Below are 14,741 nucleotides of genomic sequence, written 5' to 3'. Positions count from 1 at the left end.
GAATGATTATGGATTCGATAGAAGTATAAAATTATTAATGAATCCCTCTTTTTGAAGAAATACCTCTTCGAATTCTTGCGTTTTCAAATCATAGTAATAGATTCCCCGTTCATGTTTGATGTTTGCATCTACATATTCCCCAAGGAAATAAAAACCTCGTCCATCTTTGGATAAGCGCAATTCGCTGCTGGCCTTGATAGGAAAGGACATTTTCGTTCTTTCGCCTGTTCTGATATTCACCATACTGTATTCAATAGGATATTTATTGATGTGTTTTGCTGTGGCAATCATGATCTGATCTGCACGTGCGGACAGAGTTAAGATTTGTTCCTCATGCAGTTCAATGACCTTACGGGTCTGCATGGAAATAGGATCTATTTCAATGATGGTATGGTTTGGAGGAACCAACGGTGTTTGCGCCTTATTGGACTGCTCCATATGAATGTATTGCTCTTCTTCGGAATATTGGATGGCATAGGTTTTTCTCGTTTCCGGGTTAAACGAAATATCCCATGTAGTTGTATCCGAATCATAGTCATTCAAGATGTTCATCTCTTGTGTTTTCTGATCAAAGAAAATGACTTTGACAGGACGCTCTCCCTTTTTAACAGCAGCCATAACCAAAGTATGATCAACGGTATCTGGAATAATTGAATTAATTGCAAATAAGCCTGTGCTTAATTGTTGAGTCTTTTGTGCCTGAATATCATAGGAAAACAACTCGTCACCCTTATCTTTTCCAACTCCTGAATAATAGATGGTGTCATTTGCTAAGGAAGCTACAGTTAAGGGATATTGTGAGGTATAAGGTAAATCAGATAGTTTAGTTAGAGCCTTCGTTTGGATGTCGTATGTGTATACTCTCATGATCATACCATCATCGGTATCAGTTCCATTAACATATTCCGTGTTTGTAATTGAGAGATATTCATGTGCTTCTTCTTCTGGACCACACCCTGCAATGAAGAGAAGTAAAGTTATTACGACTGCAATAAATTGGTTGGGTAAGATCGTTCTTTTCATTATCTTTACACCCTTTTCACTAAAAGAAACGATAGATGAATTCAAAGTGAATTATACCTTTATTTTACAAATGGAGTAAATGAAAAAAAATTAGACTAGTTACATATAGTTCTATTTTTATATAGATGAATATGAGTTTTAAAAAAACATTTTCAGTGCAAACGTTTTTCCTGCTGAACAATTGATTGATATCTACCGATATAAAGTTAACCCATACAATATTGGACACAATCAAGGATGAAATGGAAGGTGGATTCATTTGGTATTCGCGAAGGCGAGAGAACGCGTAATCAACATGTCGTTCAGAGTCAAATTGCCGCTAATGATCGGTTTACTGGTAACCCTCGTATTGGCGGTAACTGCGGTTTTATCTTACACTGTAGCAGCAGTGATTACCCTCGACAAAAGCAAGGATGAGATTAAAGCAACCTCTGACCGGATTGGTGCGGGCTTGTTCACTTCACTAACGTTGGAAGAACAGTCCACGTTCCTGATTACAACACATGGCACATTTCAGGAATTGCTGGAGATTCGAAATAGCGAAGGACAGAATGATGATGTCTTTTTCTCGGAAAATAGTGAACTCGTGGATAAGTCCAATGGTATATTGGCAGACAGCCTCGCTGGGATGGAAGGCAACAGCAATATCATATTGTTGGACCGGAAAGGCATCGTTGTTGCAGCGAACGATCCTGAAGCCCTCGGGGGAGAACGTGCAGATCGTGCGTATTTTCAACAGGCGGTTCAAGGCCAGAATGTAATTAGTGAAGGGGTTATTTCCAAGTCACTGGGTACGCTGGGTACTGCTTTTGCAATGCCGATCTACGATGAAAACAAACAAGTGGAGGGCGTACTCGTATCTACCGCATCAACCTCGTTCTTCGTTGACCAGCTTCAGAACATCAACATTAATGAAGAGGGAAAAGTCATTATTCTGGACCGCGTAGGTACAGTGATGTTCAATTCGGCGGATGAAAAGATGGCGGGGCAGAAGCTTGAGTCTGGTGAATATCAGTCACTGATTGATCTGCCTTCTAACGAGCAGTTGCAACAAGGCGATGTTAGCACAAAGGACAAAGTAATCTTTTATTCCAAAATTCCAAGATCAGATTGGACCATCATTGTTGAAGATAAACTAAGTGATGTGCAGAAGCCATTAGGGAAAATGGCGAAACAGATGTATATCGTCCTGTTCAGCACAATTGCGGTGTCTATCATCGCAGGAATACTGATCTCCTTACTGGTTACCAAACCCATTACAAGGCTAACAGCATTGTTCAGACAACTTGCAGACGGAGATCTGACGGTGCAGGCTAAGGGCAAATATAGCGGAGAATTCAAACAACTGGTGGACAGCTTTAACACGATGGCGGCGGGCAACCAACAGCTGATTTCCAGCATGAATCATTCCATCAGCGTACTGAAAACAAGTACAACCGAACTGGATCTGTCCACCCAGCAGACTTCGACCTCCATTGCCGAAACAACGACAACGGCGTTTGAAATTTCACGAGCGATGGAATCTCAGGCCAATGATACGGAAGCGATCGTGGATAAGTTCATGAACGTGGGCAATAAAATTGAGAACGTTAATGAGATGTCGCAGTCAGTGAAGCTCAAGGCAGACGAGATTACGGATGCATTCAAAAACAACCATAAGGTCATTGATGTGTTGATTGCGGTGAACGAACAGAACGAGGCCGAAGTGAACAATATTTCCAAGATTACAGTGCAGCTCGCTGAAAGTTCCTCCGGCATTCACCAAATTACAGGTACGATAACCGAGATTGCGAATCAGACGAAGCTGCTTGCACTCAATGCCTCTATTGAAGCCGCTAGGGCAGGCGAGCATGGGCGTGGCTTCGCCGTAGTTGCATCGGAGATCCGCAAACTGGCGGAGCAGACCACAGCCCAGTCGGAGGATATCAGCCGGATTGTGATGCAGACGATTGATCATGTCGAGCAGAATAACCGGAGCGTACAAGCCATTGAGGCGATTGCTGAACAGCATAAGAGCAGTGTAGGCCAGACCAAGGAAACGTTCAATTTTGTCACTCAAAATATGAATGAAATGATGGACCAGGTTCAGGCCATTGCCTCTGAGATTGAATCCATTGAACGCGATAAGGATGACGTCATTGGAGCTGCTCAGAACTTATCTGCTTCGGGTGAAGAAGTGTCTGCATCCGTGGAGGAAGTAACCGCGACGATGGAGGAACAGTCGGGCATGACCGAGCATCTGTCAGAGATGGTACAGACCATCGATGGATTGACCAAACAGCTTGCCGAAGCATCATCCCGGTTCAAAACAAAGTAAATAAGCGCATGATGTCATTTGATAAGATCCGGTATGCTGCGATTGGTCCTAGAGATAACTTTCCAGTCGCACAACTGGTGCAGGCCATACAAAAACAATCAAAGAAAAAACCTCCCAGCCCGTTAAGTTTCAAGGGTTGGGAGGTTTTTTCGTAGGTCCATATTTTCCAACTTTTATCGTACGAACCAACTGAGCGGCTGCGGCGAACTGTCTGCGGTATCCCGAAGATCATGGGCTTTGACATGATTGCCGTATATCATGGAATCACTGCTCAATCGGTAGGAAGGGAAACTGTTCTCTGATTGCAGGCGAAGGCAAGGTTCGAAATAGATCTGTTGCTGTTTGTTGATAAGGAAAGGAAGCGAATCGGATTCAATCCGAATGTCATCACTGTCTGGCTCGTTAACGATCAGAAGCACAGCAGTACCATCACATCCGCATCCATCGGTGTCATAAAACAGCTTGAAATAGCCCGGCCGATCTCCCAGCATCGCGTTAAGTCTTGATTCTGCCAGCGGACTGACCTGAATGATCATAACGTCGTTCACACTCCTCTAATCACCTTATGAATTCGCTTACAATCTAATATATGGAACAATGGTGTGAAATAGAAGGGAAAGCAGGCTGAATCCGATGAAAATTACAACTTTGGTGGATCATCCAATCGAATGGTTCAATTACTTGAATATCATCGGTGGAGATGCTGTGATCGAGCCTCGGAATGAAACCCATTTCATCCCGATTCCTTATCTGGTATGATAAGCAGGAATATTAGAGAAAAAGGATGGTTCCACATATGACACCGATTACCATATATGACATCGCCAAAGAAGCGAACGTATCCGTATCCACGGTCTCCCGTGTGCTGAATGATACGGCACCTGTGCGTGCTAGCACAAGGGAGAAGATCATGTCTATCATTGAAAAACACCAGTTCCAACCCAACGCGCAGGCGCGCAGTCTGATCAAGAAAGAGACGGGAACCATTGCGATCATCCTGCCGGACATTACTAATCCGTTCTTCCCGGAAGTGTTCTGGGGGGCTGAGAACGAGGCACGTGGATTGGGATATACATTCTTCCTGTGCAATACGGCCGGGGATTACAGCCGGGAGTCCGAGTATCTGTCTATTTTGCGCGAGAAGCGGGTAGATGGCATTATTTTTCTCGGTGGACGAATCAACATACAGGTCTGTCCGGATGAGATGGCTCAGGAATTGATTGATATGGGCAAACGTATGCCGATCGTGCTGGTCAATGGCAACATTGCCAAAGGTGGATTCCATCGGGTGTACACGGATGAAGGAGCAGGAGCCGTTTTGGCTGCTGAACATTTGCTCGAACTGGGACATCGGGATATTGCTTTTGTGGGCGGTTTGAAGGAGTTGTCCACCACGATGGTTAAGGTCAAGGCCATTCAGAAAAAACTGCGTGAGCATGGACTCGAAATACCGAAAGATCGTCAACTGCTTGGAAGCTTCTCCATTGAAGATGGCAAACGGGAGATGTCTAAGCTGCTGGACCGTGGAAACCCTCCAACTGCGGTGATCTGTGTGAACGACTACACGGCGATTGGTGCGATTAAGGCGACCATTGAACATGGCTTATCGATTCCGAAGGATATTTCCATTGTCGGTTTTGATGATACGCCGCTCGCAAGTGCCGTTATACCGGAACTGACGACTGTTTCCCAGAATACGTATCAGCTGGGCAAGCTGGCCGTGGATAAGCTGCATGAACTGATTAACCAGGGTAATCCGAAGAAACAGACTGTTCTGCAACCAGAGCTTGTTGTCCGCCAGAGTACTGGACCCGCACCACGATAAATGGGGAATGTTTGAAAAAGAAAGCGTTGACATTCCTTCGGAGGGTGAAATATAATGAGGTCGTGAATGAAACCCCTTTCATAAACTGGAACGGGTTTTAATTTTAAACTTTATGAAACCCATTTCATGAAACGGGTTTCAGTTGTCTGATCTTCCATCCATATTTCAAGGGGGCGCACGGTATGAGAAAAAGTTTAAAGGTCATTTCGTTATTGATGTTGGTCATGGTAATGGGTCTGACAGCCTGTAGCAAGGGTGACAGCGGTGCAGCTGGGGGAAAGGTCGATCTGAGCATGACGATCTGGGGCTCGGAGGACGAGAAGAAGATTTATCAGGAGAGACTCGATATTGTGAAGCAGACCTATCCCGATATTAATGTGAAACTGAACGTCGTTGCCGGGGACTATGATCAAAAGGTTCAGACGATGATCGCCGGAGGAACCGCACCAGACATCATGATGATTGCCGAGAACTATCAGGCGTACGCCTCCAAAAACCAAATTGTTTCGCTGGATGATATGATCCAGGCCAACAATGTGAACATGTCAGAGCGTTATTCTGACGACATCGCCAACCTGATGAAATTCGATGGTAAACAGTTCGGAATGCCTGACCGCGCAGGCGCGATGGTACTCTTTTACAACAAAGACCTGTTCGACAAGGCCGGGGTGGAATACCCGACCAAGGAATGGACGCAGGAAGACCTGCTCGCCGCTGCTCAGAAGCTGACAGTGAAGGAGAATGGCAAAACGGTTCAATGGGGGTACTACCCAGGCAGCTGGTGGCCGCAATGGATGCAATTGATCTACCAAAACGGTGGCTCCCTGTTCGATGAGAGCGGCAAACCTACCTTCAATACCGAACCTGTACGTAAAGCACTGCAATTCATGAATGATCTGACCTTCACCCATGGTGTGGGACCAACGCCAACGGAGATTGCCGACATGGGAAATATCGGTGCTGACCCATTGTTCGCCCAAGGCAAGATTGCTATGGAGACGACGGGATTCTGGAATATCGGTTCACTTGCCAAGGTGGAAGGCATCAATTGGGACATTTCTCCGATATGGGGAGAGACCAACGCTTTCTTCAATGGCTTTACGATTACGAACGCGTCCAAACATAAGGAAGAGGCATTCAAAATCATAGAGGCGCTGACTACACCAGAAGCACAATTACCAATGATCAAAGCGGGCCAGGATGCTCCAGCAACGAAAGCAGGCCTGTCCAGCGATGAGTTCCTGAATGCAGAATATGGCGGCAAGAAAATCAACATGGCTGCTTTCAGCGAGTCCACCATTTACGCCGAGCCGTTCAATCCGCAATGGAATGAAATGATGAAGCTCATTAACGACAAGCTGGGTGTCTACTTCAACAATAAAGCCTCACTGGATGATACCGTGACTGAAATTCAGAGTGGACTGGAAAGAATCTACAAATAGCATCGACAGGGGACAGACGGAATTGGGCATGAATGAATCCGGGTTTCGTCTGCTCGCTTCGTTATGGGAGGGCTTAACGTGAGAAAAAAGGACGGGAAATGGTTTTATATATTCATCTCGCCTTGGCTGATTGGATTCCTTGGACTTACCCTGGGTCCGATCCTGTTTTCCATCTACATGAGCTTCACCAATTGGGATCTGTTCCAGTCTCCTGAATTCATCGGTATAGACAATTACAAAAACCTGTTGACTGATGACCCGATCTTTTGGAAATCCGTAGGCAATACCTTCTTCTACGCATTAATATCGATTCCGCTAGGCATGTCCATCTCGCTCTGGATCGCGTATTACCTCAACAAAAAAATCAAAGGTATTACCTTCTTCCGCATCCTGTTCTATCTGCCATCTGTCGTTCCGGTGGTTGCAAGCTCACTACTCTTCATCCATTTGCTCGCTCCAACGGAAGGGTTGATCAACCAGGCACTTGCCATCTTCGGCATTCAAGGCCCTGCTTGGCTGCTTGATCCAAACTGGGTTAAACCAGCTTTGATCCTCATGTCGCTATGGGGCGTCGGGGGCGGCGTGGTACTGCTGCTGGCGGGTATGAAAGGTATTCCTCAGGAGCTGTACGAGGCCGCTGCCATTGATGGGGCGAAGAGCTCGCAATCGTTCTTCCATATTACATTTCCAATGCTGACTCCCGTCATCTTCTTCAATCTTGTCACCGGGATGATCGGGGCGCTCCAGACGTTCGCACAGGTATTCATCGTAACAGCAGGTGGACCGGACAATGCCAGTCAGATGGTTGTTCCTTACCTGTTCCAGAATGCGTTCCAGTTCTACAAAATGGGATATGCATCGGCCATTGCCTGGGTGCTGTTCATCATCATCATGGCGTTGACCCTGGTTGTGTTCCGTTCGTCGGCGCTATGGGTGCATTACGAGGAGGGAAAAGCAAATGAGTAATCCATCCACTGTAGAGAAAACGATATCTTACATTTTTCTGATTCTGGTTGGGGTGCTGCTTGCTTCCCCTTTCTTGTACATGATCTCCATCGCACTGGCGAGTGACGCTACAACAGTAAAATCAGCCTTTACCTTCATACCGCTCGAATTCCAATGGTCCAATTTCTATACGATCTTCACGAATAACAATCTGGGTACTTATCTGAAAAATTCAGTCATTATTACCGTCATTACCATTATTGGATCGGTGTTGTCAGCATCGGTCGTATCTTATGGCTTTGCTCGGATCAAGGCGAGAGGCAGTCGGTTCCTCTTCATTGTACTGCTTAGTACGATGATGATTCCGGGCGAGGTGACGATGGTGCCGCAGTTCATCATCTTCCGTCATCTGGATTGGATCAATACATTCTATCCACTGATCGTGCCTAGTTTTTTTGCCGGAGCATTCAACGTATTTCTCATTCGGCAGTTCGTCATGAGCATTCCGAAGTCGCTTGATGAAGCTGCCATGATCGATGGTATGGGACATCCGGGAATCTACTGGAAGATCATTATGCCACTCACCTATCCGATACTTGCCGCCATCGCCATTTTCTCGTTTTCCTATAACTGGGGGAACTTCATGGGGCCGCTCATTTACATCAATGATCCGGAGAAAATGCCACTGGCGCTCGGTGTTCAGCTTCTGACTACGGTCGGTGGTGGACAGATGCCGCCATGGAATCTCGTTATGATTGCTTCCCTGTTCCTGACCATTCCGATGGTATTGGTATATCTGTTCGGACAGCGTTATGTCTATGAAGCGAATATCAGTGGTGGCAGCAGCGGGATCAAGTAACGGGAGGTGAACGCAGTGTTGAAGCCAATGGTGAAAACCAAGAACCGTCTACATCGCACATGGATAAAGGGCTGCATGAATCATGAATAACAACAAGGACCCTTTCAACAATGACAACCATAATCATCACAAGCAGCGCTGGTGGCGTAGCCGGAGTTACATCCTGATGGGTGTGGCCCTGATCGCGCTCCTTGCAGGAGGAGGGATTATCATCAATCATTTTGCCAATGAATCATCCAAAACACTTGCATTCCAAGGTGAGCCGATACGTCTGAAGCTGGAGCAATCCTATGATCATTTTGAAGGCTGGGGTACGTCGCTTGCGTGGTGGGCCAACGATCTTGGAGGATGGAAAGATCAAGCAAAGGTCAGTGAAGTCATGGATCTGGTGTTTGATCCAGAGAAAGGGCTAGGTCTGAACATTGTTCGCTACAACATTGGCGGCGAGGAGAATCCCGACATGAAGGCGCTTCGGCCCGGGGGAGATATTCCCGGCTTCCAGCCTGAACCCGGCGTGTGGGATTGGGCGGCAGATCCAGGACAACGTGCCGTATTACAAGGTTCTTTGGAACGTGGGGTCAACATCGCTGAAGCGTTCTCCAATTCACCCCCTTACTGGATGACGATTAGCGGCTCGGTTACGGGTGCTGTAGATGGCAGCAATAATTTGCGTGAGGATCAGTACGACGCGTTTGCCGATTATTTGACCGAGGTCGTGAAGCATTATCGCGATGAGTGGGGTATTACGTTCCGTACACTTGACCCACTTAATGAACCTTCCTCTGATTGGTGGAAGAAAGGCAACATGCAGGAAGGCAGTCATTTTACCAATGAGAAACAAGCCGAGATTATCAAGAAAGTAGCAGCATCGCTCAAAAGTAAAGGGCTGGACGGTACGCTCATCAGTGCTGCGGACGATAATAGCATTGATGAGACGGTGCACAATTTCAGCCTCTATGATCAGGATACGCTGGATGTGATCGACCAGATTAACACGCACTCCTATAATGGTAGCAAAATGGAAGAGCTTCGCACGTTGGCCGAGCGACATGGCAAGAAACTGTGGATGTCCGAGTATGGGACGGGTGGCAGTGAACCCCATAGTCACGAGGACATGACTTCCGTGCAGGAGCTCGCGGAGCGCATCATGTTCGATCTGAAAATCATGCAGCCTTCTGCCTGGGTGTATTGGCAGGCGGTTGAAGATGAAGGTGCCAACAATAACTGGGGCTTTATTCATGCGAACTTTAATGGAGAAGAGCAGTACGAGATGACAAAACAGTATTATGGCATGGCCCAGTTTACGAAATTCATCCGTCCAGGTGCAACGATTATTCCAACAGATGAAGGGCGAACACTGGCTGCCTATGATGCAGGGCAGAAGAGATTGGTACTGGTGATTCGCAATGAGTTATCTGCCGGAACCACAGCATTTGAACTGGGGGCATTTGACTACAGCAGTACTTCTACAGCACAGGTTTATCAGACGTCACCGGATCGGAACATGGAGCAGCTTGAAAACGTTCCGGTATACACCAATGGACTGGAAGTCTCGACTGCGGACAATTCCATCACCACCGTTGTATTAGAAGGCGTAACGTTGCAGGCGAACTGAGGGTTAAGCAATATATCATTTTCTGTCATGGCAGTGATGAACTCAAACACAGAGAAGGAGGGCTTATCTTTGACAGAGAAAACATCTCTTTTGCTTCAGGAGCAGGAAAAGAATAAAAATACCAGAACTGAGCATAGTGGTCGATCTGAACTGACTTACGATCAGCGCAGCTTCATGATGAATGGAGAACGAGTATTTCTGAACAGTGCCACCATTCATTATTTCCGCATGCCAAGGGAGGAATGGCGGGAGGTTTTGATGAAGGCGAAGCTGGCTGGCATGAATTGCATTGATACCTATTTTGCCTGGAACGTGCATGAGCCGGAGGAAGGACAGTGGTCGTTCGAAGGAGACAATGATTGTGGAGCCTTTCTGGACCTGTGTGCAGAGTTGGGCATGTATGTAATCACGAGGCCGGGTCCGTTTATTTGCGCAGAGTGGGATTTCGGCGGCTTTCCGTATTGGCTGGAGACGAAGCAGGGAATCAAGTTCCGACAAAATAATGAAGCCTATCTGCATTATGTAGATCTGTATTTTGACCGGATCATTCCAATCATTTGTGAGCGCCAGCTATCTGCTGGAGGCACTGTTATTCTTGTACAGGTCGAGAACGAATACGGGTATCTGATGGATGATGCAGCAGCAAGTGCCCATATGAACCACCTTCGGGACGGCCTGCTTCAGCGAGGGATTGACGTTCCACTTATCACCTGTGTAGGTGGCGCGGAGGGCACGATTGAAGGGGCCAACTTCTGGTCAGGTGCTGACGGTCATTATGCGAAGCTTCGGCAGAAGCAGCCGGATACACCGAAGATCGTTACGGAATTTTGGACGGGATGGTTCGAGAATTGGGGTGGGCCTTCTGCCATTCAGAAGACGGCGCCACTGTTTGAGAAACGCATGATGGAAATTCTTCGCACCGGCTATACCGGAATCAGTCATTACATGTTCTACGGCGGAACCAACTTTGGCGGATATGGTGGCAGAACCGTGGGCAGCAGCGATATTTTCATGATTACCTCCTACGATTATGATGCGCCGCTGAACGAGTACGGGCGGGTAACGGCCAAGTATGCTGTAGCGAAGAAGTTATCCTATTTTGTCCATGCGTTTGGCGCATTGCTGATGGAGACGGAGGAAGTACCAGCAGAGCAGATCAAGGTACGTCATCCGCAAGGCGTTTCTGTACGAGGCAGGTCTAAAGGCAGCGAGAAGATATGGTTCTTGGAGAGTCACAAGGATGAGCGTGAGACGTTTCACGTCACGCTGGAGGAAGGCCGGACACTTCCCGTTGCCCTGAACCCAGGGCAGATTATCCCGATACTTGACAGGGTAGAGATTGCCAAGAATGTATACCTGACAGGTGGCGTGATGATTACGGGCAATGAAGTGGTGAATGGAGAATTGACCCTGTTCATCGTTGCGGAGGCGGGACAGCGTTCGGTTGTGGAACTGGAGACGAACGTCTTGAATGTACAGGGCAGTAGCATGCAGGTACTGGTTGAACGTGATCCGTTAAATGGAGCCTATCGCTTCGAACTGGTACATTTCCGTGAGCCAGGCATCATTCATCTGGAGGCAAGTGGTATCCCCATTCGGTTCGTGGTTCTGGACAAGGAAACGATGGATCGCACGTGGAGAATTGATGGTGAGGGAGAGACAAATCAGCTGCGTTACGCAATCGGATTCGATGATGTAGATGTCTCCCTATCCGGGCAGGTCACAGGTATGATCTCTGATCCGAATCGGAATATGTTGCTTCTCGGCAGTTGGGCAGATGGTGAACGGACGTTGACTGGACATGAGTTCTTATACGGAGAAGCAAACGATTCACAGAGCGGCATGCAGGATGAACATGTTCAGGAGTCATCCGCAGCAATTCAGCATGATCTTTTCACCACGCTGCCTATGCCACCGAAACTGTCGGATTCCCCCGAGTTGTCTCGTGTGTCATTAACAGCGGAACAGCGTGCTTCGAGTGGTCAACCAGAGCATTTTTCCCAGTACGGACAAGATTTCGGGTATCTATTATACGAGTGCGATTTCGACCGTTCGGTGGATGGAATCACCACCCTTATTCTGCCGGACCTTCAGGATACGGCCAGAATATATGTCAATCGTGTAGAGCAGGCACTGGTTCGTCAAGTTGGTGCAGCGGGTGTCCGGGTGCAGACGACGAAAGGAAAGAATACACTTCAGGTGCTGGTACAGCATATGGGCAGGCTGAATTTTTCTCCATATTTGGGTGAAAGCAAAGGTCTGGCAGGATCTGTATACATCGGTGGTTCCGTTCAGGACATCCGCCGGAATTGGCATGCGGAGCATGGGGTGGTGCATCTCGATGAGGTGAATCATCTTGAGGATGCCCCGCTTCTGAGCAGAAGCTTTACGCTGGATGGCATGGACCGTGCGACTCTCGTTGGAGCGGTGAGCCAAGGATTGCGCATTAATGGCATGGATATGCCAATGGAAGGGTATCAGGACTGGTTTTCGTTTAACACGTTGGATCTTTCCCTTTATTTGCGGCCCGGAGAGATCAATACGCTGGAGATGCCTTATAGCAGGATGCCGCTGAATCGGCTGGAACTGATCTTGTACCGGAGTGAAGATGAGCTGAAGGATTGGCGCATGGCAGGTACGGATGCCTTGCTTCCACGACAATGGGGATTATATGAGCCACCGAACGTCTCAGGTCATCTCGATACTTATCGGCAGGATGCGGATTATAGTGGCAATTGGAATGCCATGTCGGTGGGGAATGGTTCGTACGGTCAACCCGTCTGGTACCGCTGGCGTTTCTCCAAGTCAGCTGTGCCCGAACACTTCCGAGTGAACCTGATGCTTCGTCTTACCGGGATGAGCAAGGGAACACTTCATCTGAACGGGCACCATCTGGGACGTTATTGGCAGATCGGTCCGCAAGAGGATTACAAAATTCCGGTATCCTGGCTGCAGGATGAGAATGAATTGCTGTTATTTGATGAGGAAGGCCGAACGCCAGAACGGGTGCGCTTCTTGTATGATAACTTGTCCCAGTATCCATGGGTTGTGGTCGAATAGATCTTCTTTTCATTGTACGTACAAGGGAATTGGGTCTGTTCTGATCAGTCGTGTCCTGTTCTAGCTCGTCGTATTTATTCTCTTTGCGGAGACTGCTCGGATGTTTGAATCTATAGATTCTGAATCTCCGGGCAGCTCTTGCACGGTGAATGGACGACGAGAATAGCTAGTATCTCTTATTGAAACCGTTTACATATCGAGGGCGTTGTGGGCTACGTGTTCTGTGAAGGGGGTGATGTTTGGCAAAAGGTATGCCTGTCCCACATTTTCGATAAGGAGATGACCCATGTTCACAAGGAAAAGATGGAGTACAAGATTATTCAAAACTTGTAAGTCCGGCATGATCATGCTGCTTGGAGCATTGCTTTTATTCATTACGTTATTCCCGAATACAGCCAGAGCAGCAACAAGTGTTTACACGATTTCGGCTTTTACCAATACGAGCGAATCCAATCTGTATATCTATGAATCCTACAATGCGACTAATTACGGTTTGCTTAAAGGGCCTGCCTATACACCCCCGGCCAATCTGATCCGTGATCCCAGCATCATGAAGCATACGGATGGGCTGTATTATGTCGTTTATACCACGAACTGGTCAGGTAATACGATCGGCATCGCATCAAGCACAGATAAGGTGAATTGGACGTTTGTCCGCAATATTACCCTATCTGCACCCACCACGATTGCACATACCTGGGCACCGGAATGGTTCAAAGACAGCAACGGCAGTCTGAACATCATCGTGTCCATCTCCCCAGGCAATTATGAGAACTTCAAACCTTATGTTATCACAGCGACCAATGCAACGCTGTCTTCCACAACATGGTCTGCTGCCACAGAGCTTGCAGGCATTGCACCCAACTACATCGATACCTTCATCGTTAAAACCGGCTCAACCTATCACGCATTCACCAAGAATGAAACCACCAAGTATATCGAATATGCTACAGCTACTTCCCTCACTGGACCTTACACATTCAAAGGGACAGGGGATTGGGCAGGATGGGGTTCCTGGGTAGAGGGACCTGCGCTTGTCCAACTGGATACCGGCTCCTGGCGAATCTATTTTGACGGTTACTCTACACAAAAATATTATTACAGCGACTCTGCTGACGGGTTTCAGACCTGGAGTGCAAAGCAGGAGCTTGCCGGTCTGACCGGATTGGTTCGGCACATGACCGTGTTGAAAGAAAGCGGGCAGCCTGGCGATATCCGCAAGCTGGAGTCCTATAATGTTCCAGGCAGCTATATTCGCCATTATAACTATGTGGCCCGAATCGATGCCAGTGTCAGTCCCGCAGAGGACGCACAGTTCCGGGTTGTGCCCGGGCTGGCGAATGCAACAGGCATTTCATTTGAGTCTATGAATTATCCAGGCTATTTCCTGCGCAATAATAATGGCAACATCACACTGGTGAAAAATGACGACAGTGCTACGTTTCGAAATGATGCCACGTTCAAACGTGTAAATGGACTTGCTAACGCCGCTTGGACATCGTACGCCTCGTTTAGTAACCCGAACCTGTATCTGAGGCATTACAATAATGTGCTGAAATTGGAAGCTGTCGTTACCGCACTCGATAAGTCAGACGCGACCTTCCGAGAGATTGCACAGTAATCTTCTGGATTCTTCCATTGAAATTGAACTCATT

At 47.5% G+C, this 14,741-nt stretch carries 11 protein-coding genes; 9 read left to right on the top strand and 2 right to left on the bottom strand.

Going from position 1 to position 14,741, the window contains the following annotated elements; all coding sequences use genetic code 11:
• Positions 1 to 6: 6 nt before the first annotated feature.
• Positions 7 to 1,023: a hypothetical protein gene (locus BUA17_RS30925; RefSeq protein ID WP_139295695.1), complete on the bottom strand. Its 1,017-nt coding sequence runs from the start codon at positions 1,021 to 1,023 to the stop codon at positions 7 to 9.
• Between the two features lie 259 nt (positions 1,024 to 1,282).
• Between BUA17_RS30925 and BUA17_RS19260 the strand changes: the two genes are divergently transcribed.
• Positions 1,283 to 3,340, top strand: coding sequence for a methyl-accepting chemotaxis protein (locus BUA17_RS19260; protein ID WP_083584773.1), 2,058 nt, complete (start codon positions 1,283 to 1,285; stop codon positions 3,338 to 3,340).
• 173 nt (positions 3,341 to 3,513) lie between these two features.
• On the opposite strand, the gene BUA17_RS19255 is transcribed toward BUA17_RS19260, so the two are convergent.
• A complete protein-coding gene (locus BUA17_RS19255; RefSeq protein ID WP_244552189.1) occupies positions 3,514 to 3,888 on the bottom strand; it encodes an iron-sulfur cluster biosynthesis family protein in 375 nt (124 codons plus the stop codon).
• A gap of 85 nt (positions 3,889 to 3,973) precedes the next feature.
• On the opposite strand from BUA17_RS19255, the gene BUA17_RS31900 reads away from it, so the two are divergent.
• The 8 genes from BUA17_RS31900 to BUA17_RS19220 all read left to right on the top strand — a co-directional run bounded on the left by BUA17_RS31900 (position 3,974) and on the right by BUA17_RS19220 (position 14,707).
• The gene (locus BUA17_RS31900; RefSeq protein ID WP_269054802.1) at positions 3,974 to 4,099 is read left to right on the top strand and encodes a hypothetical protein; all 126 of its coding nucleotides are present in this window, start codon (positions 3,974 to 3,976) and stop codon (positions 4,097 to 4,099) included.
• Positions 4,100 to 4,136: 37 nt separating this feature from the next.
• Complete coding sequence (locus BUA17_RS19250; protein WP_072734635.1) at positions 4,137 to 5,165, top strand: LacI family DNA-binding transcriptional regulator; 1,029 nt, start codon at positions 4,137 to 4,139, stop codon at positions 5,163 to 5,165.
• 182 nt (positions 5,166 to 5,347) lie between these two features.
• Positions 5,348 to 6,607 carry an ABC transporter substrate-binding protein gene (locus tag BUA17_RS19245; RefSeq protein WP_063565347.1) on the top strand — a complete coding sequence of 420 codons (1,260 nt, stop codon included), beginning with the start codon at positions 5,348 to 5,350 and terminating at the stop codon, positions 6,605 to 6,607.
• A 78-nt stretch (positions 6,608 to 6,685) separates the two neighbouring features.
• Positions 6,686 to 7,573, top strand: coding sequence for a carbohydrate ABC transporter permease (locus BUA17_RS19240; protein WP_063565348.1), 888 nt, complete (start codon positions 6,686 to 6,688; stop codon positions 7,571 to 7,573).
• On the top strand, positions 7,566 to 8,411 hold the full coding sequence (locus tag BUA17_RS19235) for a carbohydrate ABC transporter permease (protein ID WP_072734634.1): 846 nt from the start codon (positions 7,566 to 7,568) through the stop codon (positions 8,409 to 8,411). The genes BUA17_RS19240 and BUA17_RS19235 overlap by 8 nt, the downstream gene beginning before the upstream one ends.
• Before the next feature lie 82 nt (positions 8,412 to 8,493).
• Positions 8,494 to 10,026 carry a glycoside hydrolase family 30 protein gene (locus BUA17_RS19230; protein WP_244552188.1) on the top strand — a complete coding sequence of 511 codons (1,533 nt, stop codon included), beginning with the start codon at positions 8,494 to 8,496 and terminating at the stop codon, positions 10,024 to 10,026.
• Between the two features lie 69 nt (positions 10,027 to 10,095).
• Positions 10,096 to 13,086 (top strand): beta-galactosidase, encoded by a 2,991-nt coding sequence (locus BUA17_RS19225; RefSeq protein WP_072734633.1) that lies wholly within the window; start codon positions 10,096 to 10,098, stop codon positions 13,084 to 13,086.
• Positions 13,087 to 13,372: 286 nt separating this feature from the next.
• Positions 13,373 to 14,707, top strand: coding sequence for a glycoside hydrolase family 43 protein (locus tag BUA17_RS19220; protein ID WP_072734632.1), 1,335 nt, complete (start codon positions 13,373 to 13,375; stop codon positions 14,705 to 14,707).
• The last annotated feature ends 34 nt before the right edge of the window (positions 14,708 to 14,741 follow it).

The organism is Paenibacillus sp. ov031 (genome assembly GCF_900143165.1).
Taxonomy (GTDB): Bacteria; Bacillota; Bacilli; order Paenibacillales; family Paenibacillaceae; genus Paenibacillus; species Paenibacillus marchantiae.
Note: the sequence above shows the minus strand (reverse complement) of the source record. Positions and strands in the feature narration are given on the sequence as shown.